This is a genomic window from Rahnella rivi (assembly GCF_019049655.1).
In the GTDB taxonomy this organism is placed as follows: domain Bacteria; phylum Pseudomonadota; class Gammaproteobacteria; order Enterobacterales; family Enterobacteriaceae; genus Rahnella; species Rahnella rivi.
The window spans coordinates 130326-157321 of sequence record NZ_JAFMOX010000062.1 but is presented as its reverse complement, the minus strand read 5'-3'; the positions used below and the strand labels follow the sequence as shown (position 1 = coordinate 157321).

Sequence of the window (26996 nt, the reverse complement as noted above, 5' to 3'; positions counted from 1 at the left end):
TTATGTTGGCATTTCGACGCTACGGCCTGGTGCTGTGGTTCGGTCTGGTTTTCTCATTATTCACCACGGCAGTAATGGCGCAGGATCAGGGGTGGTCAGCTTTCAAGAGTCGTTTCCTGATGCCTGATGGCCGGATCATTGATACCGCCAATAAAAACGTCAGTCACACCGAAGGCCAGGGGTTCAGCATGCTGCTGGCCGTCTTTAACGACGATCAGGCGACCTTCGACAAACTGTGGCAATGGGCGAACAACACGCTGTACCGCAAAGACATTGGCCTTTACTCCTGGCGCTATGACCCGAATAACAGCGTCCACGTGGCCGACAAAAATAACGCCTCCGACGGTGACCAGCTTATCGCCTGGGCGCTGCTGTTGGCGGGCGATAAATGGAGTGATTCGCGCTATACCAAGGCTTCAGAGAAATTGCAGTCGGCGCTGATCAAATACAACGTGATTGATTACGCCGGTTACAAAGTGATGTTGCCGGGCGTGACCGGGTTTAATCAAACCAGCAACGTCACCGTCAATGCGTCCTACTTCATCTTCCCGGCGTGGAAAGCGTTTTACGCTCACAGCCACCTTAAGGTGTGGAAAGATCTGGATGAAAGCGGCACCGCGATGCTCAGCAAAATGGCCTTCGGTGAATTCCGTCTGCCGACTGACTGGGTTGATATGCAAGCCGATGGCAGCATGAAACCCGCCAGCCGCTGGCCGACCCGCTTCAGTTACGACGCAATACGTATCCCGCTGTACCTCGGCTGGGCACATCCGGGCAGCCCGCAGCTGGCACCGTTCATTCTGTGGTGGCAAAAATCGCCACGCACCGCGACCCCGGCCTGGATTGACGTCATGACCGGCACCAAAGCGGGCTACAACATGTCACCGGGATTACTGGCTATCCGCGACTTCACCATGGCCAATGCCGGTGCGATCAGCCCGAACCTGGCCCCGAAAGACGATTACTACTCCTCAACGCTGCAACTGCTGAGCTGGTGGGCGAGTCAGAAAGGGTAAGTGCGGTTTAGATCAAAAAGGCCAGTCAGGGAATGCTGACTGGCCTTTTTTGTTGAAATTTATTGTATATACGCAATAGAAAAAACGTAAATCAATTGCATATATACAATTGATTTTATCTTGTTTGATTGTATATTTAATATTGAAATACAATAATTTCATTGTAAATATACAATCAGAAGGTTTCTTCATGTGGGATAAAGAGTTAAAAATCAAACAGGTAGATAATCTTTTAAAAAGTATGAAGCCAGAGCGAAATGTAAAACGCCCCAAAAAAGGCTGGTTGCAGTTGCTCAGATCCACACTGGGAATGAGCACTCGCGCTTTGGGTGAGAGGTGCGGGCTAAGCCAGTCGCGTATTTCGTTGATCGAAAAAGGAGAGATCGACGGTACTTTGACCCTTAATACCCTGGAGAAAGTCGCAGAAGGTCTGAATTGTGAACTGGTATACTTTTTACAGCCAAAACAAGGACAAACACTCGAAAATCTGCGGGAACACCAGGCAGAAAAAAAAGCGAAATACCTGACTCAGTACACTGAAATTCATATGTCGCTGGAACAGCAACCCACATCATCAGCTTTTCAAAAATCGACACAAGACAAGCTTAAAAGCGAGCTCTTACAAAAATGGCCTCGGGATTTCTGGGATGAATAATGAGCGAAACCATCAATGATGGCCTACCCGAAGGGGCGACGGAACTTAGCCCTGATGATCTGGCCGGTTTACTTCCCGATTATATCGTTACCCGGGAAGACCTGAATCAATTTGAAAAAACAAACATTCAGAATGCATTAGCGCGCCTCAGCCGTCAGAAGCTGAGTTGCCAGCAGATCTTAACGGTGGATTTCTGTCTTCAGCTACACCGAAACATGTTTGATAAAACATGGGAATGGGCAGGGCAACTTAGACGCAGAGAGGTCAACATCGGGAATACACCGCCTTATATGATCTCAATGCGTGTCAGGGATACCCTGGATAATGCAGCGTACTGGGTTGAAAACGACACCTATCCGCGCGATGAAATCTGTCTGAGACTTCACAGAGACATTGTATGGATCCACCCTTTTCCCAATGGAAATGGAAGGCATTCCCGAATTTATTGCGACATACTGCGTCGTGCCCTCGGGAGTGGGTATTTTTCATGGGGAAGCTCAGGCGGCGAACTCGTCTCCCCTGACGAACATCGTGCTGAATACATTGTGGCTCTGAGAGAAGCTGACCGCGGCGATTATACCCGGCTCATCAGGTTTGCTGCTGGCTAGGTTTACATCAAACAGGCCAGTCAGGGAATGCTGACTGGCCTGTTTGATGAATCGCAGTTTAATTAATTTGATAGCTAAAATTAGCCGTATAGCTGTGGCTGTTATAGATATAGCTCGCAGCATTGCTTAACGACAAAACGTTTCCGCTATAGGTAACATTCACCCGGTTATTCGCACCGGTGCTGATATCAACAATGGTTCCACTTCCTGAGATAAACGGAAAACCTTCCGCCAGCGACTTAACAACGTCACTATTGTTACCCTTCAGTTCCCCCGCCAGATAATATCTGTAATGGAATGGAACCGTTGCGCCACCACTTTGGCTTTCAGTCATGTACAACCACATATGGTCATTGATTTTTTGGGTGCGGAGCAATTTATCTCCGGCGGGATCATCTTCGCTATGACTAAGCCACCAGAAACCAATGACCAGAAGTAACAGGGTAAGGGTTACAACACGATGCAGCCATTTAATAGCCATTCTGAATGGCATAATCGATCCCTTCTTGTATGTTGCGCTGATCTGTCGGGTCATCGCCATATGGCGGCTTTTGAGTCCATTTTCCCCACTCAGGTTTCGATGTTCCTGCGCGTCCTTGCGCAAACCCTGCGCCCATAAGGAGTGTATTTGCCGGTATACCTGCTGCTGTTCCTGCAGCACCGAAGTTAAAATTCCCGAAGGCCGCCCAGTAAGGATCATACGCTTTATAATCCCAGGGGCCGTGGTTCCTCACTTTCTGATAAAACCAATAATATGTACTTGCTGTCGCCATGTTTCTCGATGTTCCATGCTGCCTTGATTCTCTCATATTATTTTGAATAACCAGAGAACCGGGTCCGGATAGGGGAACGGATGCCATCATAAACGTCCTGTTATTGTAGGGTGAAAGCATCATATCAATAGCCCATCAGCCAACGTGTCTGAAAATCGCCCACAAAAAAGCCCGCTTTCGCGGGCTTATTCATTTTGGATTTCAGCGCTTCAGCCAGATTTACGCGACCGTCTGCGCAGTGCCATTTTCATCCTGATCCACTGCAAAACAGGCGACAAGCTGGTCGCCGTACTGTTTCAGCTGTGGCTGGAACTGTTTGCAGGTGCCGAAGGCGCGGCGGCAGCGGGCGTTGAACGCGCAACCGGCTGGCGGATTCAGCGGGCTTGGCAGCTCGCCGGTCAGTTTGATGCGTTCACGGCGTTCGTCCGGGTTCAGACGTGGCGTCGCGGAAAGCAGTGCCTGGGTGTACGGATGGCGCGGATTGCTGAAGATGGCGTCTTTCGGGCCCTTCTCCACGCAGCGGCCAAGGTACATCACCATCACTTCGTCCGCGATATGTTCTACCACCGACAAATCGTGTGAGATGAACACGTACGACAGCCCCAAATCCTGCTGCAAATCCATCATCAGATTCAGCACCTGCGCACGCACGGAAACGTCGAGCGCAGAAACCGGTTCGTCGGCGATCACCACGTCCGGATCCAGCATCAGACCACGAGCGATAGCAATACGCTGACGCTGACCGCCGGAGAACATATGCGGATAGCGGTCGTAATGCTCATTCTTCAGACCGACTTTCGCCATCATCGCCAGTGCTTTTTCACGGCGTTCGGCGCTGCTCAGCCTGGTGTTGATCAGCAGAGGTTCTTCGAGGATCTGGCCGACTTTCTTACGCGGGTTCAGCGATCCGTAAGGATTCTGGAACACGATTTGGATCTTCTGGCGGCGCAGCTTTTCCGCTGTGGCATCAGGCTTAAGCAAATCCTGCCCGCGATAATAGAGTTCACCGCCGGTCGGCACTTCAATCATGGTCAGCAAACGGCCCAGCGTGGATTTACCACAGCCGGATTCGCCCACCACGGCCAGCGTTTTGCCGCGTTCAAGCGTAAAGGACACGCCGTCGAGCGCTTTTACCGTGCGTTCCGGGGCAAACATCCCTTTCTTCACCGGGTAATGCTTTTTCAGGTCAATCGCATGCAACAACGGCTGCGATGCGGTGTTATCAGGACTCATAAAGTAGGTCTCCCGGCATCATCCAGCGGATAATGGCACTTCGACTGACGCCCGTTCGCGAGGTCACGCAGCGCCGGTTCTTCTTTGCGGCAAAGATCGGTGGCATACGGACAACGTGGATTGAGCAGGCAGCCGTCAGGACGGTCATATTTGCCCGGCACCACGCCCGGCAGGGACTGCAAACGCGCCTTATCTGCCGCGAACTCCGGCAGCGAGCGCAGCAGCGCCTGGGTGTACGGATGGCGCGGCGCACGGAAAATCTCCGTGGCTTTTGCCGATTCCACCACCTGACCGGCATACATCACGATGATGTGTTGTGCGGCTTCCGCCACCAGCGCCAGGTCATGGGTGATCAGCATCAGTGCCATGTTCTCTTGCTGTTGCAGCTCAAGCAGCAGTTCGATGATTTGCGCCTGAATGGTGACGTCGAGCGCGGTCGTCGGCTCATCGGCAATCAGCAGTTTTGGACGGCAGGCGATCGCCATCGCGATCATCACGCGCTGGCTCATGCCCCCGGAAAGCTGGTGCGGATAGACGTCGAGGCGTGAAGCCGGGTCAGGAATACCGACCAGGTTCAGCAAATCGATGGTGCGCTGACGACGGGTCTTTTTATTGCCACCCTGATGCACTTTGATGGCTTCCATGATCTGGAAACCTACGGTGTAACACGGGTTGAGGCTGGTCATCGGATCCTGGAAAATCATCGCGACTTCGGCACCGACAATCTGGCGGCGCTCTTTTTCGCTCATGCTTTTCAGGTCGCGGCCACCAAACTCCAGCTTCTCAGCCATCACTTTGCCGGGGAAGTCGATAAGGCCCATCAGCGCCAGTGAACTCACCGATTTGCCGGAGCCGGATTCGCCGACAATCCCGACCACTTCGCCCTGTTTTACGCTGTAGCTGATACGGTCTACGGCGCGAAACGGCGTGCCTTCATCACCAAAGTGTACGGAAAGCTTATCGACGGTCAGCAGCGTTTTGCCGACCGGTACGTCTTGAATCAATGTGGTTTCCATCTCTCGTCCCCTACTGCTTGAGTTTAGGGTCAAGGGCGTCGCGCAGGCCGTCACCCATCAGGTTAAATGCCAGTACCGTCAGCAGGATGATCACACCGGGGAAGGTCACAACCCACCAGGCACTTTGAGCAAACTGTAAGACGTCGGACAGCATCGTGCCCCACTCCGGCGTAGGCGGTTGCGCGCCCATGCCGAGGAAGCCGAGAGCCGCCATGTCGAGGATGGCGTTGGAGAAACCGAGCGACGCCTGAACAATCAGCGGCGCTAAGCAGTTAGGTAAAATGTTGATGAACATCTGGCGGGCCGCACCGGCCCCCGCCACGCGCGATGCGGTCACGTAGTCGCGGTTAACTTCCACCAGCACCGCCGCGCGGGTTAAACGCACGTAGTGCGGCAACGCCACGAAGGTCAGCGCCAGCGAGGCGTTAACGATCGACGGGCCGAAAATCGCCACCAGCACCAGCGCCAGCAGCAGGCTCGGCAGGGCCAGCATGATATCCACCACGCGCATGATGATCGCATCGATCACACCGCCGTAATAACCGGCAAACAGGCCGAAAATCACGCCGAGGATCAGCGAAAGCACCACCACCAGACAACCGACCAGCAACGACAGGCGTGCGCCGTACATCAGACGCGACAGAATATCGCGACCCACGTCATCGGTGCCGAGCAGGAATTTCCAGCTGCCGCCTTCCATCCAGACCGGCGGACGCAGCAGCGCGTCACGGAACTGTTCAGCGGGCAGATGCGGTGCGATCACATTCGCCCCGATCGCAATCACCAGCATGATGATGATGTAAGCCAGGCCGGTAACGGCCCCTTTATTACGCTTGAAGTAATGCCAGAATTCGCGCAACGGCGGCATCGGCACTGGCGCAGCCGTCACGATTTCATTCGCGACGGGCTCTGTAACCTGAGACATTTTGCGCCCCTTATTTTCTGTGACGAATACGCGGGTTGACCACGCCGTAGAGCACGTCTACCAGCAGGTTAACCACGATGATCAAAGTCGCGACCAGCAACACCCCGCCCTGCACGACCGGATAGTCGCGGCGCTGGAGTGCGTCGATCAGCCACCGGCCCAGACCCGGCCAGGAGAAGATGGTTTCCGTCAGGATAGCGCCGCCGAGCAGCGTCCCGACCTGCAAACCAATGATGGTCACCACCGGCAAAAGCGCGTTGCGCAGTGCGTGGACGACAATCACCCGCATACGGCTGACGCCTTTGGCGCGCGCGGTACGGATATAATCTTCACCCAGCACTTCCAGCATGGAAGAGCGGGTCATACGTACGATAACGGCCAGAGGAATGGTGCCAAGCACCAGCGCTGGCAAAATCATGTGCATCACGGCGTCTTTAAAATCGCCCGGCTCGCCCCAGATGAGGGAGTCGATCAACATAAAGCCGGTCAGCGGCATGCTGTCATCAAGGAAGACCGTATCGCTTATTCGCCCCGATACGGGCGTGAGGTTGAGCTGTACCGAAACCAGCATCACCAGCATGATCCCCCACCAGAATATCGGCATCGAATAGCCGGTCAGTGAGATGCCCACCGCCGTGTGGTCGAATATCGATCCCCGTTTTACCGCTGCCAGTACACCCACCGGGATGCCGACAAGGATCGCGAAAATCATCGCGCAAATGCCCAGCTCCAGCGTCGCTTTGAAACGCGGTACAAACTCCTGCCAGACAGGCGTTCGGCTTTTTAAGGACGTGCCCAGGTCGCCGTGCAGCACCCCGTTCACATAGTGGAAGTATTGTTGATAAAGAGGCTTATCGAGCCCCATATCTGCCATTAACTGGGCATGACGCTCGGGGGAAACACCGCGCTCGCCTGCCATGATGGTGACCGGGTCGCCTGGTATCATGTGTACGAAGGCAAAAGTCAGCAAAGTTATGCCGATAAACGTTGGGATAACTAACCCCAAACGTCGGAGTATGAACTGAAACATATCCCGTACTCTCTGTATAAAATGCCCGGAGAACCGTAGCTCGCCGGGCTTATTGTGGCTCACATTTCTTTCTTGAGAATCAAAGCTGTACTGAATGGCCCGCGAGCACCAGATAACGCAGCTCACGGGTTATTATTCAGCAGGCGATCACTCCATTGAGACGTTTTCGAAGTGATGCTTGCCAAGCGGATCAACCACATAGCCTTTAACTTCTTTACGAACAGGTTCGTACACAGTGGAGTGAGCGATGATCAGCGCAGGTGCCTGGTCATGCATCACAACCTGAGCCTGCTGGTACAGCGCAGCACGTTTGGCATGATCGGATTCAGCACGAGCAGGCTGGATCAGATCTTCAAACGGCTTGTAGCACCAGCGGGAATAGTTGGAACCGTCTTTAGCTGCGGTGCAGCTGAACAGCGTGGCGAAGAAGTTGTCCGGATCCCCATTGTCCCCGGTCCAGCCCATCATCACAGACTGGTGTTCGCCCGCTTTTGCACGCTTGAGGTATTCGCCCCACTCGTAAGTGACGATGTTGGCTTTCACGCCCACTTTCGCCCAGTCAGCCTGGATCATTTCAGCCATACGACGTGCGTTCGGGTTGTACGGACGCTGTACCGGCATTGCCCACAAATCGATAGTGAAACCGTCTGCGTGACCTGCTTCTTTCAGCAGCTCTTTGGCTTTTTCAGGATTGTATTCGTAATCCACCACGTCTTTGTTGTAGCCCCACATTGTTGGTGGGATCAGGTTTTTAGCCGGCTGGCCAGCACCCTGATAAACCGCATCGATGATGGCTTTTTTGTTCACAGCCATGGTCAGTGCCTGACGCACTTTCACTTCATCTAACGGTTTTTTCTCAACGTTGAAGGACAGATAACCGACGTTCAGACCTGGCTGTTGCATCAGGTTGATGGTTTTATCTTTCTTCATGGCAGCGATGTCAGCCGGGTTCGGGTACGGCATCACCTGACATTCGTTTTTCTGCAATTTCGCATAACGCACGGAAGCGTCAGGCGTGATGGAGAAGACTAAACGGTCGATCTGCGGCTTGGTGCCCCAGTAGCCTGGGAAGGCTTTGTAGAGGATGCGTGAATCTTTCTGGTATTGCACAAGCTGGAACGGACCGGTACCGATCGGATCCAAATCGACTTTCTCAGGGGTTTTGGCTTTCAGCATGTTGTCTGCGTATTCCGCAGACAGGATTGACGCGAAGTCCATCGCCAGGTCAGCCAGGAATGGAGACTCAGGGCGGTTCAGTACGAACTGCACGGTGTTGTCGTCCACTTTCACGATCTTGTTGATCAGATCGCCCATGCCCATACCTTCGAAGTATTCGTAGCTGCCGCCGGACACACCGTGGTAAGCGTTATTTTTGTCCAGCTGACGCTCGAAGGAGAACACAACGTCGTCCGCATTGAAATCACGGGTCGGTTTGAATTCCTTGTTATCCTGCCATTTCACGCCTTTGCGCAGGTGGAAGGTGTAGGTTTTACCGTCTGCCGACACGTCCCACTTTTCAGCCAGACCGGACTGAATTTCTGTGGTCCCGATCTTGAACTCAACCAAACGGTTGTAGATAGGCACGGAGCTGGCGTCATACGTGGTGCCTGAGGTGAACAGCTGAGGGTTGAAGCCTTCAGGTGAACCTTCAGAACAATACACTAACGTTTTTGCCTGCACGCTTGCCGCAACGGTCAGCGCAATCAGGCCCATACTGAATTTCAGTAGCCCCGACTTACCTAAAGAGATTGTCATCGCTTCTGCTCCATTGATGAATGGTGATGTGGATGTGTGTGTTGTGTTTTGCAGCTCACGGCACCCTTTATTTTTATTTGCGGGTGACTGTGTTGGTTGTGCGCTGCAATAAGTCCAACCAGAGCATGGTGAACTGCCATTTTTTTTCCATCGAACTGTAAAGCGGACTTTACAGATCTTTACCGGAAATAATCACTGGTCTTCCTTGGGGCTATCAATTTGGCAACTCCTATCCCTGACGTCAATATAACCATCAGGCATTTACACAGACTGTGAGTAACAGCAAACAAACATAAAAAAACATTCTGTTAACCAAATCAGGATGAATGTTCAGTTTTTGAACCCAAAACCCACACAATCAACTTTGTAAAAGAATATTCACGGGTGTTTCACTCATATTAAATCCCTAAAAATTTCTCGCTAAATGATGAATATATGAACGGTTATTTTTGAGATAGGGGTGGAAACCAGCGGAAAATGCTGGGAAGAGCCGCGATTGTCGCAAAGCTGTCATAAAAAGCGTCGGCCAGCGGCACCGGCAAAACACCCCAAAATGGCGCAAATGTGCCGTGGTGGTGCATCTCCTCCGACACCCACTCCCTGCTTATTTTTTCAACGAAAGAGCGCACAAGGGCTGAAATATATCGAAACGATCATGTTTCCCAAATTTGAATTCTGGCGTGTTTATTGCTTTGCGCGACATATGCAGTATCCGGTCAGCGTTTTGCAAAACGAAAATGCAGGTTTAAGAGGCAATCTGACGCAGATTTGCGGCACGTAACACATAAACGATCACGTACATTCGGGGCATTTGCATTACCAATGCATTTGCATTACCCTGCCGAAATCGCTCAATTAAGCATCACAAGGAGTCTCGTCTATGCCTGCCTCAGTCACATGGGGAATCAAACTCGAAGCCGAGTCTAAAGTGACCCGTCGCTTTCAAACCACCATCCCCGCAGCCATACGCAAGGCGTTAAATCTCAGCGGGAACGATCGCATTCAATACAAGATCTTACCGGACGGACAGGTGGTTATTTCGAGGCAACTCGAAGAACCGGAAGATCCTGTCATCAATGCCTTTCTGGATTTCGTGGCGACGGATATGCTCAATCATCCGGAAAATATGCAACCGGTGACCTTATCTGTGCATGAAAAGATGAGTGTACTGACCACTGGCGTTGCCGTTGACCTTGAGAGCCCGCTTTCTGACGATGATGAGTAAAGGACTATGCATAATCAGGCCATGGAGAGTAATGGGTGGACGCTGCTCGCTCACCCGTTGATTCTGCAACAGATAGAGAAACTCACCGAGCAGGTCGTACAGCTGCGCCGTAAAGACCCTGTGGGTTACAAAAACAGGAATGCGACCAAGAGACTGGCGGCCATTAATAAGTTGATGTTTGAAGTCATCCCGCAAGACCCTGCCCGGGCGGAGTTTCGACAGGGAGATACGTTAGGCGGGGAGTTTACTCACTGGTTCAGGGCAAAATTCTTTCAGCAATACCGTCTTTTTTTTCGCTACAACTTTAAAAGCCGGATCATCATTTACGCATGGGTTAATGATGATAAAGAACTGCGAGCCTATGAGAGTAAAACAGACGCTTACCGGGTATTTCGCAAAATGCTCAAAAGCGGTGAGCCGCCTGACAGCTGGGTGGCGTTGTATGAAGCAGCAAAAAAGGAAAACCTGAAGGAAGAAACAACCTGAGGGGTATCGTACAAAACAAAAAGCCCGCAACCAGAAGGCTACGGGCTTTTCGTTATCTGATGACTGAATGCATCATCAGACTGGGATATGGTCGGCGAGAGAGGATTCGAACCTCCGACCCACTGGTCCCAAACCAGTTGCGCTACCAAGCTGCGCTACTCGCCGAGTGGGGCGCATCTTACTGCGACGGTTTCAGAGCGTCAACGGCTTTTTAATGCATATTCACCGACTGCCCAGAAATCATCCGATACGCCGCCAAATTAACCTATAACTTCTGATCCGTCTGAGGTTTTGCACACCAGTTGTTCGCCGGATTGATGCCACCGTCCGGTGAGGTGTAACCCAGGCAGCCCAAAATTGAATCGAACAACTCAACATGACGCTTCTTCGCCCCGACGCGTTGCTGCGCCTGGAGCTGCTCGAACGCCTCTTTATGATCCGGCTGCTCGAGGAAACTGTCGGATGCCCACACCATCATCGGCACGCGGAACTGCTCCGGCGGTGCCATCTCGCGCGGTGTTCCGTGCAGATGTGAGTTTTCATCAATGGATTCGCCGTGATCGGACGCGTAAAACACCAGCGCTTTCTTATCACGCAGCTGATCTATCACGTTGTCGATAAAGGTGTCGGTGTACAACACGCTGTTATCGAAGGCATTTATCAGCTCATCTTTGGTACAGGTGTTGCTCTTACACTCCGGCGTATAACGTGCGTAGCTGCGCGGATAACGCTGGGAGTAGAGATAATGCGAACCTTTGGTATGCAGGATCACCAGATGTTTGCCTTTCGGATGATTTTTCAGCGACTCCTGTAATTCATTCACCAGCAACATATCGTCCACCGGCTTACCGTCATTACGCTTTTCAGAGGCGATGATTTCACGGAAGGAGAAATTGTTGGTGTTGGCATTGTTGTAGAACCACAACTCGCTTTGCATCGCGAACAGTTCAGAGGTGAAACCTAATGATTTCATCACTGCAAAAATGTTCTGCTCTTTCAGGGTGCGCTGAGGATTATCTTCCGTACCGCCTTCCCTCACGAACATACAGCGCAGAGAGAGCTTGGTCGCCGTGTCGCACGACGTCCCGCGAAACGCCACCAGATTCTTCTCTTTCGACAGGCGCGGCGTGGTGTCGCGCTCGTAGCCCAGAATACCCATATGATCCCAGCGCGTGGTTTCACCGATGATAAATACCACATAGGTATCGTCGATATCTGCCGGTGGCACGTAGGTAAACTCTTTCGCCGGATCAAGGAAATGGCTGGCATCCTGACCTTCATCCACCTGGGTATAGGCATATAAACCCAGCGCGGCCAGCCAGTTAGACGGTAAATAAGAGTGGGCGACAACGCCGCCATAGCTCGGCAAATCGACGTTGGTTTTCTTCTCGTTCACACTTTGTTCGTGATCGAGATAACGCAGCGGCAGCCAGACCAGCAATGCCGTTGCCAGCAGAACCATCAGCGGCAACGCGCGCTGCCCCGGTGTTTTAATCTGCTCAATCAGCGTCAGCCGCAGGTTGTTTTTCCAGATCAGGAACAGCGGGATCGCACTGACCAGCGCCATCCAGACAAACAAATGCAGGCCAATGATCTCTTTGCTGAGGTCAATGTCAGTGGTCATCACCGACACCACGATGCCGTAGCCGATCACCACATTGAACATCACCATGTAATAGCTGGCGGCGACGGAAATCAGCACCAGCAGGCTGGCGACGATGCGGAAAAACAGCCGTCCACCCAGTGACACCAGGCGCAGTACGAAGAAGGTAAACAGCACGATGGCGCAGACTTCAGTGACAGCCTGCATCAGTTCAATGGAAGTGAAGTGATTAATTAAGGCGGCAAAGCGGCGCTGAAACACGGAGACATTCAGGAAAATGCCAATATAAATCGCTAACAATAATGAAATATTTTGCTGCGATAGAGTCTTCACTCTATTCATGTAATGTGGTTTTCCGGGAAGTTTTTTGAAAGATTCTGAATCATTGTGACATGTTTATGCCCGGCGAGTTCACAGATTATGCTGAGATTACGTTTATATACATACCGGCGAAATGCCTGAGCGCAAGCGCCCTGCAGAGGAGATGAGAAGATCGTGGCGGGAATTTCAGACAGGAAAAGGGAGGCCGAAGCCTCCCGGATAGTGCATTAAAACGCCCTGGTGAAGGCGGTACTTCTCTAAAAATTACTTAATATTCAAGGTTACATCGATGTTGCCACGGGTGGCATTGGAGTACGGGCAAACCTGATGTGCTTTGGCCACCAGCGCTTCTGCGTCGCTGCGTTCAAAGCCCGGCAGGGTGATATCAAGCTGAACTTCGATACCGTAACCGCCCGGGATTGCCCCGATACCCACCGCGCCTTCAATTTTCGCGTCAGCAGGGATCTTAATTTTTTCCTGTGCAGCCACGGCTTTCAGTGCGCCGAGGAAACAGGCTGAGTAACCGGCAGCAAACAGCTGCTCAGGGTTGGTACCGCCGCCCATGCCGCCCATTTCCTTTGGCACACCCAGTTTGACATCCAGCACGCCGTCGTCAGAAACAGCGCGGCCGTCACGGCCACCGGTAGCAGATGCATGAGCACGATACACAACTTTTTCGATAGACATATTTCGTTCCTTTTCGGGTCAGATGACTGAATGACAAGAGTGATGTAATCAGAAATTTATACACGATTTAATCGTGCGCTATGTATTAGATACTAGCAGACAAATTCGAAAGCGCACGTCGGATTTATCTGCTTGCTGAAATAGGTACCATCAATCAACGAAAGCGGCGGGCAACACCTCGCCCGCCGTTCAGGATTTGTCTTTCAGATTCTCGCGAAGAGATTCGAGCTGCTGTTTGAGCGTCATCATTTCACTGAGCTCGCACTCGGTCGCACACAAAATCGCTTCAGGAATTCCCTGAGCTTTCTCGCGCAACTGCCTGCCGGCCTCGGTCAGGGTGATGATGACCTGGCGCTCATCGGCTTTCGCCCGACGGCGCAGCAGTAAACCGGCGGTTTCAAGGCGTTTGAGCAGTGGCGTCAGCGTCGCCGAATCCAGAAACAGCTTGTCGCCGATCTCAGAGACGGTCACTTCGTCGCGCTGCCAGAGAACCAGCATCACCAGATACTGCGGATACGTCAGCTCCAGCTGGCTGAGCCATTTGCGGTAAACCTTATGCAACGCAAGATTCGCGGAATACAGTGCGAAACACATCTGTTGATCCAGATGCATGCGGTTGGGCGTGGAATCGTTGTCTGTTTTCATGTTCATGCCGCCAATCTATATAGCGCGCGATATAATCGCAATCGCTTTCTGGGGGAAATATCCGCTGACGCCAACAGTGCAGGCGCCCGGCAATCAGAATCCGTTCACTCTGTGCAACAGATAAGGATAAAACGGATTCGACGATACGCGCATCAGTTGATCCATACTGACGACCAGCGCGCCGTTTTCACCGCGGGCCGCCAGCGTACCCAGCCGGATGCCAAACTGTGCCGGCCCCTGAGGAGTACGGCCATACAGCGAATCATCTGGCGGGAACGGCAGCGCAACGTGCGAAAGCGAGAAAAATTCCGCGGGATAATCCAGCCCCAGCGGCGTCGTCACCACGGCAGTCTGACCTGCCGCCGTGATCTGCGCGACCGTCGCGGCCTGATCGGGCGCCGCATTGGTGATCACCGTGGTCTGGTAACGCCGTGGCGCAGGCGGAAGTAAACGCCCTACCGCCGTCTCTGACGCCACCCGCAGCAGCGGACCGACGTACGCACTGCGGTTAATATCAAACAGCACCAGCTGGCTGCCGTTCGCAGGCAGCTGATTAAACAGCGCCGTCACGACTGCCCGGCTACTGACGGTGGAATCAACCACCGACTGGAATGCCAGCACCGGCGGTAACTGCGCCAGCTTGCCGGATTGCGCATCCCGGGTGATTTGCTGCTGCAACACATGGGTCAGCAGATAAGACTGGCGTGCGGCTTTGACCGGAAACGAGTTGTATTTAAACGGATTGAATTCCGGCATCAGGTTCAGCCAGGCGGTTTTGGCAAAGGCCGGGAAAATCGCAGGCCAGCCTGCATATCCGGCAAAGCGCGCGAAGCTCGTCACGCCGATCATCGGGGAAATCAGCACCACGCGGGAAGGCCGCACCAGCGCGGAGTCATCAAGGGAATCCAGCGTATATTTCATCGCCAGCGCGCCGCCGTTTGAAAAGCCCACCAGTTGCAGCGGCACATCCGGCCCGGCGACACGGCGCGCCTCGCGCACCGCCAGCCGCGTTGCCGCCATCCACTGCTCCCAGTCCACCCGCGTCAGGCCACCGGGCACCGTTCCGTGGCCCGGCAGGCGAATACCGACGGCCACGAATCCGCGACGGCGATAATCCTGCGCTATATGGCGCAGGCTGTAAGGGGAATCGGTCAGGCCGTGCAATAACACCACTGCGCCGACCGGTTTGCCGTCGGGCATCAGCTCATAAGACCGGTTCCAGTCCTGTGCAAAATGCTCAGGGTAAATCGGGCTGCGGTCGTAATAGCGGTTAAGCGGAATACGTTCTTCGGCGTCCAGCTTGTCCGTCACTTCCTGCTTCACTTCAAGAAATGCCTGCTGTTCCGCGCGTAAATACGCCGCCCAGTCACTCTTATCCAGCTGTTCCGCACTCAGTTCGTCCGGCACCAGTTTGTGCCACGGCTCAAGCGGCGGCCCCTGTAAGGCGTCATAAGTGCGCACGGCCAGAAGCGTAATAATCACCAGAATCAGCGCCAGCAGCAGCTTTTTCAGGCGTACATAGAGACGACGAAGTTGCATTAATTAGGGGTTTCCTCTGGCTAATGTTGCGAGGTATGCACCAGCCTCTGCCAGGCACATTACTGCGCAATGATGGATCGTTTTCTGGACATGAATCCGCCCGCTTTTCTGCAAAGAATAATAAATCATCAGTTCATACAACTGTATACCGGAACCTTTATCGGGCCACGTTTATCTTTTTCCTGCGGGACATCGCGCAAATTTTCGCCCCATTTTCGCTCAGTTGCCTTGCGTGCGTGGTGCAACAAACGTACAACGCTTTCACGCGATAAATAATAAATCATTTAAAATCAACAAATAATGATTTGGCACAGGCCTTGCTTAAGTGAATTCAATCTTGTGTACCAGATGGAATTCAACTTATGACCGACGCCTCACATTCTACCAGCTCACCTTATCGCGGTTTTACCCTGCGGGACTGGCAACAGCATTATCGCACTGCGCCGGGCAGCCTGCGCACCACGCTGTCGATGGTGTTGGGTAGCCTGAGCCCCGCCGATAACGCCTGGCTTTATCGCGCCAGCGCCAACCAGCTTGAAGATCAGATTGCGCATCTGGAAAGCCTGCGCCAGAAGGCCGAAGGCTCGCTGAAAGACCTGTCGTTGTTTGGCGTCCCCTTCGCTGTCAAAGACAATATTGATATTGCCGGCTGGCCGACCAGCGCCGCCTGCCCGGCGTTCACTTACACCGCCGAAGCCGATGCCACCGTGGTCGCGAACCTGAAAGCCAAAGGCGCGATCGTCATCGGCAAAACCAATCTCGACCAGTTTGCCACCGGTCTGGTGGGAACCCGCTCGCCGTTTGGTGCCGTGCGCAACACCTTCAACCCGGACTATGTCAGCGGCGGCTCCAGTTCCGGGTCGGCCTCCGTTCTGGCACGCGGCCTGGTGGCCTTTTCCCTCGGGACCGACACCGCCGGCTCGGGCCGTGTCCCGGCCGGATTCAACAATGTCGTCGGGCTAAAACCGACCAAAGGCTGGCTGTCGAATACCGGCGTGGTGCCTGCCTGTCGCCTGAATGACTCGGTGTCAATTTTTGCGCTGACCGTTGCCGACGCGCAGACCGTCGCCCATGCCGCGGGCGGATACGACGCCACGGATGCCTATTCGCGCCGCAATCCGCGCACTGCGCCGGTGGCAATTTCGGCTCATCCACGCTTTGCGGTGCCGGACAGCCTGGAATTCTTCGGTGATGCGCTGGCCGAATTTGAATTCGATCAGGCACTGGAACGCCTGAGCAGCAGCGGCGTCACGCTGGTCCCGGTGGATTTCACGCCGTTCCGTGAACTCGCGGAGCAGCTGTATTACGGCGCATGGGTGGCGGAACGTACGGTTGCGGTGGGTCAGATTTTCGAAGAAAACCCGGAAGCGATGGATCCGGTGGTGCGCGGCATCGTCGCCAGTGGTCTGAACTACAGCGCCTGCGATGCCTGGCGCGCCGAATATTTACGCGCAGAATTGTCGCGCAAAATCAATCTGGCGCTGGAAGGGTTTGATGCGCTGGTGGTGCCGACCTCACCGACCATCCGCACTCAGGCAGAAATGGCGCAGGAGCCGGTGCTCTACAACTCGCAGTTCGGCATTTACACCAACTTCACCAATCTGGCGGATTTGTCTGCTCTTGCGCTGCCGTCCAGCCTGCGCGCCGACGGCCTGCCCGCCGGGATCACCCTGGTCGCCCCGGCCTGGCACGATGATGCGTTAGCCAGCTTTGGCCGTCAGTGGCAGCGCAGCCTGAGCCTGCCGCTTGGCGCAACCGGGCTGGCGATGAAGCCTGAAGAATTCATGATCTCCGCGCCGGTCAGTGCTGCCAGCGTGCGCGTCGCCGTGGTTGGCGCGCACCTGACCGGCATGCCGCTCAATGTTCAGCTCACCAGCCGGAACGCGGTGCGCGTCGAACAAACCGCGACCGCCGCGACCTACAAACTTTACGCCCTCGCGAATACCACGCCGCCAAAACCGGGGCTGGTACGTGCCGGGTCGGGCAGCGCGATTATCGTCGAACTCTGGGATATTCCGCTGGCGCGCTTCGGGGAATTCGTCGCTGAAATCCCGGCACCGCTGGGTATCGGTTCGCTCGAACTGGCCGATGGCCGCACCGTGAAAGGCTTTATCTGCGAGCCGTGGGCGATTAGCGAAGCCACAGACATCACTCATTTTGGCGGCTGGAGAAGTTATATCCAGAGCCTGAATTCACCGGTTAAAAGCTGAGGGCGCGCACATGTTTACTACCGTGTTAATTGCTAACCGTGGCGAAATCGCCTGCCGCGCGATCCGCACGCTGAAACGTCTGGGCGTCACCAGCGTGGCCGTGTATTCCGATGCCGACCGCAATGCACCGCACGTCACGCAGGCGGATATCGCCATCGCGCTGGGCGGCGAAAAGGCCAGCGAAAGCTACCTGATGATCGACAAAATTCTGGCCGCCGCGGCAGAAACCGGCGCGCAGGCGATTTATCCGGGATACGGCTTTTTATCCGAGAGCGCAGAATTTGCCGATGCCTGCGAAGCGGCGGGCATTGCGTTTATCGGGCCGACCGCCGGGCAAATCCGCGAGTTTGGCCTCAAGCACCGCGCCCGTGAATTAGCCGGTGCCGCAAATGTGCCGATGACGCCGGGCACCGGTTTGCTCGCAAGCCTGGAAGACGCCGTGAAAACGGCCGCAGACATCGGTTATCCGGTGATGCTGAAAAGCACCGCAGGCGGCGGAGGCATTGGCCTGACACGCTGTGACGACGAAGACGCCCTGCGCGCTGCGTGGGACAGCGTGAAGCGTCTCGGCGAGCAGTTTTTCCGCGACGCCGGGGTGTTTCTGGAGCGCTTTGTCGACCGCGCCCGTCACGTCGAAGTACAGATTTTTGGCGACGGCAAAGGCCGCGTGGTGGCACTCGGCGAACGCGACTGTTCATTGCAGCGCCGTAATCAGAAAGTGGTGGAAGAAACGCCTGCGCCGAACTTGCCGCAGGCCAGCCGCGAAGCGTTGCATCGCGCTGCCGTGGAGCTGGGCAAGTCGGTGAATTACCGCAGCGCCGGAACCGTGGAATTTATCTATGACGCCGCGCGCGACGAATTTTATTTTCTCGAAGTAAACACCCGTTTGCAGGTGGAGCATCCGGTCACCGAAATGGTCACCGGTCTGGATCTCATCGACTGCATGCTGAAAGTCGCCGCGGATGAGCCGCTGGACTGGCCTGCGATGGAAAAAGCCCCGCAGGGCGCGTCGATGGAAGTGCGCATTTACGCCGAAGATCCGCTGAAGAATTTCCAGCCAAGCCCCGGCGTGCTGACCGAAGTGTTCTTCCCCGAAGACGTGCGCGTCGATGGCTGGGTGTCTACCGGCAGCGACGTGTCGGCATTTTACGACCCGATGATCGCTAAACTGATTGTTCACGGCACCGACCGTCAGGACGCACTGGCGAAAATGTCGGCCGCACTGGCCGCCACGCGTCTGCACGGTATCGCCACCAACATTGATTATCTGCGTCAGGTGGTCGCCACGCCGGTGTTCCGCGACGGCGACATGTGGACGCGCATGCTCGACAGTTTTGCTTATGCACCCAACGCCATCGAAGTCATCGCGCCCGGCACTTACAGCAGCGTGCAGGATTATCCGGGGCGTCTCGGTTACTGGGATATCGGCGTGCCGCCGTCCGGCCCGATGGACGATTTTGCCTTTCGTCTCGCCAACCGCATTGTCGGTAATCATCTGGATGCCGCCGGTCTGGAATTCACGTTACAGGGACCCACGCTGCGTTTTCATTGCGACGCCATTATCGCCCTGACCGGCGCGCGTTGCCCGGCCACCATCGATGGCGAACCGGTTTCTTACTGGCAGCCGGTCGATGTGAAAGCCGGTCAGACGCTGACGCTGGGCCGCGCCACGCAGGGTTGCCGCACCTATCTTGCCGTGCGTAACGGTTTCGACGTGCCGGTGTATCTCGGCAGCCGCTCGACCTTTGCGCTCGGGCAGTTTGGCGGTCACGCGGGCCGTACGCTGCGCGTCGCCGATATGCTGACCGTTTCGCAGCCGGAACTCGCGGCCTGCACCACGCCTGCGCCGGTGGGCTTACCGCAGGCGGCAGCCGAAAACATCGTGCCGCCTTACGGCGATATCTGGAATATCGGCGTGCTTTACGGGCCGCACGGCGCGCCGGATTTCTTCACCAAAGAATCTATCGACACCTTCTTCGCCGCCGAATGGCAGGTGCATTACAACTCCAACCGCCTCGGTGTGCGGCTGGTTGGCCCGAAACCGCAATGGGCGCGACAGGACGGCGGCGAAGCCGGGCTGCATCCGTCGAACGTGCATGACTGTGAATACGCCATCGGCGCAATTAACTTCACCGGCGATTTCCCGGTCATTTTGACCCGCGACGGGCCAAGCCTCGGCGGTTTCGTCTGCCCGGTGACCATCGCCAAAGCCGAATTGTGGAAAGTCGGCCAGGTAAAACCGGGCGACAAAATCCGTTTCCATCCGATCAGTTTTGAACAGGCGCAGGCGCTGGAACTGGCGCAGCAAGGCACGCTCGATTCGCTGATGCCGATCAACGCCATGGCGCTGCCGGTGCCGTCGCTGCTGCCCGATACCACCGCCTCCGCCACCATTCTCGCTGCGCTTGCGGCGACAGCCGATCGTCCGTCGGTGGAATACCGCCAGGCTGGCGACGGCTACGTGCTGATTGAGTACGGCGATAACGTACTGGATCTGGCGGTGCGGATGCGCATTTACCTGCTGATGAACGCCATTAAAGCCGCCGGTCAGGAAGGCATTGAGGAGTTGTCGCCGGGCGTGCGTTCGCTGCAAATCCGCTACGACAGCGGCGTGCTGCATCAGACGGCGCTGCTGCAACATTTACTGACGCTGGAAAACAGTCTTGCCGATGTCAGCCAGCTCAAAATCCCCACCCGCATCGTGCACATGCCGATGGCCTTTGAAGATTCCGCCACGCTCGGCGCGGTCGAACGCTATCAGCAGACCGTACGTGCCGACGCGCCGTGGCTGCCGAATAACGTCGATTTCATCCAGCGCACCAACGGGCTGGCGAGCCGCGACGAAGTGAAAAACATCATTTTCGACGCCAGCTATCTGATCCTCGGGCTGGGCGATGTGTATCTCGGCGCGCCGTGCGCGGTGCCGGTCGATCCGCGCCACCGCCTGCTCAGTTCCAAATACAACCCGGCGCGTACGTTTACCGCCGAAGGCACGGTCGGCATCGGCGGCATGTACATGTGCATTTATGGCATGGATTCACCGGGCGGCTATCAGCTGGTGGGCCGCACGCTGCCTATCTGGAACAAATTCCTGAAAAACGAGCAATTCAAAAACGGCGAGCCGTGGCTGCTGCACTTCTTCGATCAGGTGCGGTTTTATGAGGTCACCGAAGCCGAACTGGACATCCAGCGCGAAGCGTTCCGCGAAGGCCGCGCACAAGTTCGTATCGAAGAAACCGAATTCGACTTTGCGCAATACACACAATTCCTTGCCGACAACGCCGCCGATATTGCTGAATTCCGCGCGAAACAGGCCGAAGCCTTTACCCGCGAAGTCGCGCACTGGCACGAAGCCGAAACCGCCGCGGTGGAAGCCGCCGCCAACGCCGTGCAGTTAGTGGAAGACGATGCGGATCAGGACGGGCATCTCGTCAGCGCCGATCTGAACGGCAATATCTGGAAAATTCTGGTCGAGCCGGGTCAGCAGGTCGAAGAAGGCCAGCCGCTGATCGTCGTCGAAGCCATGAAAATGGAACTCTCGGTGAACGCGCCGTGCGCCGGCACCGTTCTGAAAATCAGTTGCCAGCAGGGCCGTCCGGTCGGGCCAGGTGATGCGCTGCTGTGGCTGGATTTAGCGGTTTAAGCGGGTTGAACCCACAAGGGACTCTTTATGCAACTGACTGACGCCAAATCGGCACGCAGTAAAAATAACCGCCCGGAAGGGCTGGCAGAACGCATTTATCAGCAGCTGAAAACCGACATTTTCAGCTTCCGCCTGCTGCCGGGCGATCGGTTCAGCGAAAACGACATCGCCGACCGCATGGAAGTCAGCCGCACGCCGGTGCGTCAGGCGCTGTTCTGGCTCGAACGCGAAGGTTACGTCGAAGTGTTTTTTCGCAGCGGATGGCAGGTGCGGCCTTTCGATTTCGACTTCTTCGAACAGCTTTACGATCTGCGCATTGTGCTGGAACTGGAGGCGGTCAAACGCCTGTGCGCCTGTGCGCCGGCGTCTCAGCCCCTGCAACTGGCGGAGCTGAAAGATTTTTGGATAGACAAGCCACGGCTGCAAGACGGGCAGGCGGTATCGCGCTTTGACGAAGAGTTTCACATGACGCTGGTGGCCGCGGCCGGTAACGCCGAAATGGCGCGTATTCACCGCGAACTGACCGAGAAAATCCGCATCATCCGGCGGCTGGATTTCACCAAAGATGAGCGGATCAACGCCACTTATCAGGAACACGCGAGCATTTTGCTCGCCATCATCGGGCAACGCACTGAGGAGGCACAACGCCAACTACACGACCATATTGCCGTCAGTAAAGCCGAGGTGCGCAAAATTACCCTGCACATGCTGCATCAGGCCCGGGCGGAGAATAACGGAACACTTCCGTCATGACTTTTTTAAACATTTTTTCGACTTTCTACATACCAGCGTTCTCTTAATCATCTTTTCATTTCGAGGGTACATCTATGCAACGTCGACGTTTTATTAAAGCCTTTGCTCTGTCCGCCACCGTAGTCAGCATGGGGTTAGCCTGGAGCGCGCAGGCAGCCGACACCATCAAAATCGGGATCATGCATTCCCTTTCCGGCACCATGGCGATTTCAGAAACGCCGCTGAAAGACATCGCGCTGATGACCATTGACGACATCAACGCCAAAGGCGGCGTGCTCGGCAAAAAGCTGGAACCGGTGGTGGTTGATCCGGCCTCTAACTGGCCGCTGTTCGCCGAAAAAGCCCGCCAGTTGCTGACGCAGGATAAAGTCGCGGTGGTGTTTGGTTGCTGGACGTCGGTATCGCGCAAATCGGTGCTGCCGGTGTTTGAAGAGCTGAACGGTCTGCTGTTCTATCCGGTGCAGTACGAAGGCGAAGAGATGTCGCCAAACGTGTTCTACACCGGCGCCGCGCCTAACCAGCAGGCCATTCCGGCGGTGGAATATCTGATGAGCGAAGACGGCGGCGCCGCCAAACGCTTCTTCCTGCTCGGCACCGACTACGTTTATCCGCGCACCACCAACAAAATTCTGCGCGCCTTCCTGCATTCCAAAGGCGTGAAAGACAGCGACATCGAAGAAGTCTATACGCCGTTCGGTTACAGCGATTATCAGACCATCGTTTCCAACATTAAGAAATTCTCCGCAGGCGGCAAAACGGCGGTGATCTCCACCATCAACGGCGATTCCAACGTGCCGTTCTACAAAGAGCTGGCGAATCAGGGCGTGAAAGCGACCGACGTGCCGGTGGTGGCATTCTCGGTTGGTGAAGAAGAACTGCGCGGCATCGACACCAAACCGCTGGTTGGTGACCTCGCGGCCTGGAACTACTTCCAGTCCGTGGATAACCCGACCAACAAGAAATTCGTCGCTGAATGGAAGGCGTACGCCAGGGCTCACAAGCTGCCTAACGCCGATAACGCGGTGACCAACGACCCGATGGAAGCGACCTATGTCGGCATCCATATGTGGGCGCAGGCGGTAGAAAAAGCCGGTACGACGGACGTGGATAAAGTCCGCGCCGCCATGGCCGGCCAAACCTTCGCCGCCCCGTCCGGTTTCACGCTGACCATGGATAAAACCAACCACCACCTGCACAAACCGGTGATGATCGGCGAAATCGAATCCAACGGTCAGTTCAACGTGGTCTGGCAGACCGACAAACCGGTCCGCGCCCAGCCGTGGAGCCCGTACATCGTTGGGAACGATAAGAAGCCAGATACCCCGGTGAAAACGACTAATTAGGGATCGGAGCCCAGGCCCGCTGAGAGCTTGGGCTTGGCGTCCACACCCGCTAAGACTTTGGGCTTGGCGTCCAAACTGCCTAAGACCTTGGGCTCGCCGCCCAAACTGGCCCAGAAGGAGCGCCAAGGCGCGCCCCTTCTGGACATCCCGCGCCTTTTTGGTTGTGACACCGACGGCTATCGCTGTTGGCAGGGAACGTGTTTCAGGAGCTTTCGTTCACGGCGCAAACGCCGCCGCTACGCGGTGCTCTCATTTCAGGTTCGGACCCGCTCGGAAAAAGACCCGAGCGGTTTCTCACCGTTCATTCGACGTCGTTTTGAATGCGCCTTTGAGGCATTTTTAAGGTCAAAAGCAGTTTGGGCTGCTGTTTTCTTTTGACTTACATAGCCTCCAGGCCGCACTCAAAAATTCCGCTGAGCAAGAGGTGGAAAACCGCGCGTCGTTTTGAATGCGCCTTTGAGGCATTTTTAAGGTCAAAAGCAGTTTGGGCTGCTGTTTTCTTTTGACTTACATAGCCTCCAGGCCGCGCTCAAAAATTCCGCTGAGCAAGAGGTGGAAAACCGCGCGTCTTTTTGCGCGGGTTGGAATCCCGCAGCGAAGGCACCGCGTAGCGGCGGGATTTTGCGGCGAGAACGGGAGCCTCTGGCACACGGTGCCTGCATGGCGCGAAGCTGTCGGTGCCTCAGAGAAAAAACGCAGGATTCCAAAGGAGGCACGTTTATGCCTCCTTTGGGCCAGTTTGGGCGGCGAGCCCAAGGTCTTGGCGGGTGTGGGCTGCAGGCCCACGGTCTTAGCAGGTGTGGGCTGCAAGCCCACGGTTTAAGCCAGTTTGGGCTGCAAGCCCACGCTCCCAGAGGTACTACTTTTATGGCGAAAACATGATGAAAACTTTACTTCGATCTCTGTTTTTCCTGCTTGGCTGCCTGCCATGGCTTGTTCACGCCGGTCCGGCCAACGATTTTGCTGCCGCCAGCCGCAGCCAGCAGGCCACGTTATTGCAGCAATGGGCGGCAGATCCGCAGCCGGAAAGGTTGCCGCTGCTCGAGGCGCTGAAGCAGGAAAACGTCGTCATCGACGAAGCGAAACACGCATTCACACAGAATGGCGATCAGCTGACGCCGCTGGAAGGCGACGTTAAACCCCAGGGCGAAGCCAAAAAAGTCTGGCTGAACAATCGCCTGCGAATTTTGATCGCCAATGCACTTTCCGCGCACCGTCTGGTGAGCACCGACAATACCGTTCGTTTGCAGGCCGCCAAAGCCTTACAGCGCGACGCGCAGGCCGATCAGTTGCCGCTGCTGACCCGTCGTCTTGAGCTGGAAAAAGACAGCACGGTGCACGATGCCCTTTCTATCGCGCTGGCGAATTTACAGCTCGCCGACGCCAGCCCGCAGGTGCGCCTGAAAGCCGTTGAGCTGCTCGGCACCTCGGGCGATCCGGATACACAAGGCCGTCTGCAAAGCCTGACCGACCCGAAAACTGAGCCAGATGCCACAGTGCGTAACGCCGCGCTCACCAGCCTGAAAGCGGTGCAGCATCGTCTGCTGATCGGCGATTTACTGGGTCAGGCGTTTACCGGCTTGTCTCTCGGCTCAATTCTGCTGCTCGCCGCGCTCGGTCTGGCGATCACTTACGGTTTGCTGGGCGTGATTAACATGGCGCACGGCGAAATGTTAATGCTCGGCTCTTACTCGACCTACATGGTGCAGTCGCTGTTTCAGCATTACGCGCCGGGGCTACTGGCGCTGTATCCGCTGGTCGCGCTGCCGGTGGCTTTTTTCATCACCGCCGGAATGGGTATGGCGCTGGAGCGCACCGTCATCCGCCATTTATACGGTCGCCCGCTGGAAACCCTGCTGGCGACCTGGGGCATCAGCCTGATCCTTATCCAGGGCGTGCGCGTGCTGTTTGGCGCGCAGAACGTCGAAGTGGCGAATCCCGGCTGGCTCTCCGGCGGCATTCAGCTGCTGCCCAATCTGGTGCTGCCGTACAACCGCATCGCGGTGATCATCTTTGTCTTGCTGGTGCTCGGTCTGACCTGGCTGCTGCTCAATAAAACGCGGCTCGGCATGAACGTGCGCGCCGTGACGCAAAACCGTGCGATGGCGGCCTGCTGCGGCGTGCCGACCGGCCGCGTCGATATGCTGGCGTTCGGCCTCGGCTCCGGCATCGCCGGTCTGGGCGGCGTCGCGCTGTCGCAGCTGAGTAACGTCGGGCCGGAACTCGGTCAGGGCTACATCATCGATTCCTTCTTAGTCGTGGTGCTCGGCGGTGTCGGGCAACTGGCTGGCACCGTGGTGGCGGCCTTTGGTCTGGGCATTGTGAACAAAATTCTTGAGCCGGAAATCGGCGCGGTACTGGGGAAAATCCTGATCCTCGCGCTGATAATCCTGTTTATCCAGAAACGTCCGCAGGGACTCTTCGCCTTCAAAGGCAGGGTGATTGACTGATGAGCCAGCCGCTGACGATAACCGGCGTACAAAAAGCGCCGAAGATTGCGATTTCTGTGGGCACGCTGGTGCTCATCCTCCTGATTGTGATGCCGTTTCTGGCGCTGCTGCCCGCCAGCAACCCGCTGGCGATCTCCACTTACACGCTGACGCTGGTCGGCAAGATCCTCTGTTATGCGATCGTCGCGATCGCCCTCGATCTGGTCTGGGGTTACGCCGGTTTGTTATCGCTCGGTCACGGGCTGTTTTTCGCCCTCGGCGGCTACGCGATGGGCATGTATTTGATGCGCCAGGCCGCAGGCAGCGGGCTGCCGGACTTTATGTCGTTTCTGTCGTGGACCGAACTGCCGTGGTTCTGGGCCGGCACCCAGCATTTCGCCTGGGCGCTGTGCCTGATCGTACTGGTGCCGGGCGCGCTGGCGTTTGTGTTCGGCTATTTCGCCTTCCGTTCGAAAATCAAAGGCGTGTACTTTTCGATCATGACGCAGGCGCTGACTTACGCCGGTATGTTGCTGTTTTTTCGCAATGAAACCGGCTTCGGCGGCAATAACGGTTTCACCGGTTTTACCACCCTGCTCGGCTTTCAGGTCACCGCCACCGGCACGCGCGTGGGATTATTTCTGGCGACGGTTCTGGTGCTGGTCGCCAGCCTCGCGCTCGGATTCGCGCTGGCGCGCAGTAAATATGGCCGCGTGCTGACGGCAGTGCGCGACGCCGAAAACCGGCTGATTTTCTGCGGCTACGATCCGAAGGGTTTCAAGCTGTTCGTGTGGACGATTTCCGCCATGCTGTGCGGCCTGGCGGGCGCGCTGTACGTGCCGCAGGTCGGGATTATTAACCCCAGCGAAATGTCACCGACCAACTCCATCGAAGCCGCCATCTGGGTGGCACTCGGCGGGCGCGGCACGCTGATCGGCCCGGTCATCGGCGCGGGCATCGTCAATGGCGCGAAAAGCTGGTTCACCGTCGCCATTCCCGAATACTGGCAATTTGTCCTCGGCGGCATGTTTATTCTGGTGACGCTGTTCCTGCCGCAAGGCGTGATTGGCCTGCTGCGTAAGAGGAAATCCTGATGAGCCC

Annotated in this window: 23 protein-coding genes and 1 tRNA gene; 12 read left to right on the top strand and 12 right to left on the bottom strand. The window is 55.8% G+C overall.

Annotated elements, in window-relative coordinates; translation table 11 throughout:
* Positions 1-2 precede the first annotated feature (2 nt).
* The 3 genes from J1779_RS16045 (at position 3) to J1779_RS16035 (ending at position 2279) form a co-directional block, all read left to right on the top strand.
* On the top strand, positions 3-1016 hold the full coding sequence (locus tag J1779_RS16045; protein ID WP_056775728.1) for a family 8 glycosyl hydrolase: 1014 nt from the start codon (positions 3-5) through the stop codon (positions 1014-1016).
* 190 nt (positions 1017-1206) lie between these two features.
* The gene (locus tag J1779_RS16040) at positions 1207-1671 is read left to right on the top strand and encodes a mobile mystery protein A (protein ID WP_217204231.1); all 465 of its coding nucleotides are present in this window, start codon (positions 1207-1209) and stop codon (positions 1669-1671) included.
* Positions 1671-2279 (top strand): mobile mystery protein B, encoded by a 609-nt coding sequence (locus tag J1779_RS16035; RefSeq protein ID WP_056775734.1) that lies wholly within the window; start codon positions 1671-1673, stop codon positions 2277-2279. The genes J1779_RS16040 and J1779_RS16035 overlap by 1 nt, the downstream gene beginning before the upstream one ends.
* Before the next feature lie 58 nt (positions 2280-2337).
* Here the strand turns inward: J1779_RS16035 and J1779_RS16030 are convergent, their stop codons facing one another.
* The 7 genes from J1779_RS16030 to dppA all read right to left on the bottom strand — a co-directional run bounded on the left by J1779_RS16030 (position 2338) and on the right by dppA (position 9011).
* The gene (locus J1779_RS16030; protein WP_217204230.1) at positions 2338-2772 is read right to left on the bottom strand and encodes a hypothetical protein; all 435 of its coding nucleotides are present in this window, start codon (positions 2770-2772) and stop codon (positions 2338-2340) included.
* Positions 2750-3142: a polymorphic toxin type 44 domain-containing protein gene (locus J1779_RS16025; protein ID WP_238485180.1), complete on the bottom strand. Its 393-nt coding sequence runs from the start codon at positions 3140-3142 to the stop codon at positions 2750-2752. Before J1779_RS16025 ends, J1779_RS16030 begins: the two co-directional genes overlap by 23 nt.
* 129 nt (positions 3143-3271) lie before the next feature.
* Positions 3272-4285, bottom strand: coding sequence for a dipeptide ABC transporter ATP-binding subunit DppF (dppF, locus tag J1779_RS16020; RefSeq protein ID WP_122097202.1), 1014 nt, complete (start codon positions 4283-4285; stop codon positions 3272-3274).
* On the bottom strand, positions 4282-5301 hold the full coding sequence (gene dppD, locus J1779_RS16015; protein WP_122097201.1) for a dipeptide ABC transporter ATP-binding protein: 1020 nt from the start codon (positions 5299-5301) through the stop codon (positions 4282-4284). The genes dppF and dppD overlap by 4 nt, the downstream gene beginning before the upstream one ends.
* A 10-nt stretch (positions 5302-5311) precedes the next feature.
* Positions 5312-6226: a dipeptide ABC transporter permease DppC gene (dppC, locus tag J1779_RS16010; RefSeq protein WP_056775740.1), complete on the bottom strand. Its 915-nt coding sequence runs from the start codon at positions 6224-6226 to the stop codon at positions 5312-5314.
* Between the two features lie 10 nt (positions 6227-6236).
* A complete protein-coding gene (gene dppB, locus J1779_RS16005) occupies positions 6237-7256 on the bottom strand; it encodes a dipeptide ABC transporter permease DppB (protein ID WP_056775743.1) in 1020 nt (339 codons plus the stop codon).
* 147 nt (positions 7257-7403) lie between these two features.
* Positions 7404-9011 (bottom strand): dipeptide ABC transporter periplasmic-binding protein DppA, encoded by a 1608-nt coding sequence (gene dppA, locus J1779_RS16000; RefSeq protein WP_122097200.1) that lies wholly within the window; start codon positions 9009-9011, stop codon positions 7404-7406.
* A 460-nt stretch (positions 9012-9471) separates the two neighbouring features.
* Here dppA and J1779_RS15995 point away from each other — a divergent pair, with 460 nt between their 5' ends.
* From J1779_RS15995 to J1779_RS15985, 3 genes are all read left to right on the top strand, one after another.
* Positions 9472-9792, top strand: coding sequence for a hypothetical protein (locus J1779_RS15995; RefSeq protein WP_217204229.1), 321 nt, complete (start codon positions 9472-9474; stop codon positions 9790-9792).
* 99 nt (positions 9793-9891) lie between these two features.
* Positions 9892-10236 (top strand): type II toxin-antitoxin system PrlF family antitoxin, encoded by a 345-nt coding sequence (locus J1779_RS15990; protein WP_183849859.1) that lies wholly within the window; start codon positions 9892-9894, stop codon positions 10234-10236.
* 6 nt (positions 10237-10242) lie between these two features.
* Entirely contained in the window at positions 10243-10722 is a 480-nt protein-coding gene (locus tag J1779_RS15985; RefSeq protein ID WP_122097198.1) for a type II toxin-antitoxin system YhaV family toxin, read from the top strand.
* A gap of 88 nt (positions 10723-10810) precedes the next feature.
* Here J1779_RS15985 and J1779_RS15980 read toward each other — a convergent pair.
* The 5 genes from J1779_RS15980 to J1779_RS15960 form a co-directional block, all read right to left on the bottom strand.
* Positions 10811-10887: transfer RNA gene (locus J1779_RS15980), tRNA-Pro, on the bottom strand.
* Positions 10888-10987: 100 nt separating this feature from the next.
* Complete coding sequence (eptB, locus tag J1779_RS15975; RefSeq protein ID WP_122097197.1) at positions 10988-12667, bottom strand: kdo(2)-lipid A phosphoethanolamine 7''-transferase; 1680 nt, start codon at positions 12665-12667, stop codon at positions 10988-10990.
* 243 nt (positions 12668-12910) lie between these two features.
* Complete coding sequence (locus tag J1779_RS15970) at positions 12911-13333, bottom strand: organic hydroperoxide resistance protein (protein WP_122097196.1); 423 nt, start codon at positions 13331-13333, stop codon at positions 12911-12913.
* Between the two features lie 189 nt (positions 13334-13522).
* The gene (locus J1779_RS15965; protein ID WP_056775757.1) at positions 13523-13978 is read right to left on the bottom strand and encodes a MarR family winged helix-turn-helix transcriptional regulator; all 456 of its coding nucleotides are present in this window, start codon (positions 13976-13978) and stop codon (positions 13523-13525) included.
* Between the two features lie 93 nt (positions 13979-14071).
* The gene (locus J1779_RS15960; protein ID WP_056775759.1) at positions 14072-15517 is read right to left on the bottom strand and encodes an alpha/beta hydrolase; all 1446 of its coding nucleotides are present in this window, start codon (positions 15515-15517) and stop codon (positions 14072-14074) included.
* Between the two features lie 362 nt (positions 15518-15879).
* Here J1779_RS15960 and atzF point away from each other — a divergent pair, with 362 nt between their 5' ends.
* From atzF to urtC, 6 genes are all read left to right on the top strand, one after another.
* Positions 15880-17727, top strand: a complete 1848-nt coding sequence (gene atzF / locus J1779_RS15955; protein ID WP_217204228.1) for an allophanate hydrolase — start codon at positions 15880-15882, stop codon at positions 17725-17727.
* 10 nt (positions 17728-17737) lie between these two features.
* Positions 17738-21370 carry an urea carboxylase gene (uca, locus tag J1779_RS15950; RefSeq protein ID WP_217204227.1) on the top strand — a complete coding sequence of 1211 codons (3633 nt, stop codon included), beginning with the start codon at positions 17738-17740 and terminating at the stop codon, positions 21368-21370.
* A gap of 27 nt (positions 21371-21397) precedes the next feature.
* Entirely contained in the window at positions 21398-22123 is a 726-nt protein-coding gene (locus J1779_RS15945) for a GntR family transcriptional regulator (RefSeq protein WP_217204226.1), read from the top strand.
* A gap of 74 nt (positions 22124-22197) precedes the next feature.
* Complete coding sequence (gene urtA / locus J1779_RS15940) at positions 22198-23466, top strand: urea ABC transporter substrate-binding protein (RefSeq protein WP_056775768.1); 1269 nt, start codon at positions 22198-22200, stop codon at positions 23464-23466.
* Between the two features lie 881 nt (positions 23467-24347).
* Positions 24348-25916, top strand: coding sequence for an urea ABC transporter permease subunit UrtB (urtB, locus tag J1779_RS15935; RefSeq protein ID WP_217204285.1), 1569 nt, complete (start codon positions 24348-24350; stop codon positions 25914-25916).
* On the top strand, positions 25916-26989 hold the full coding sequence (urtC, locus tag J1779_RS15930) for an urea ABC transporter permease subunit UrtC (RefSeq protein WP_122097190.1): 1074 nt from the start codon (positions 25916-25918) through the stop codon (positions 26987-26989). The genes urtB and urtC overlap by 1 nt, the downstream gene beginning before the upstream one ends.
* The last annotated feature ends 7 nt before the right edge of the window (positions 26990-26996 follow it).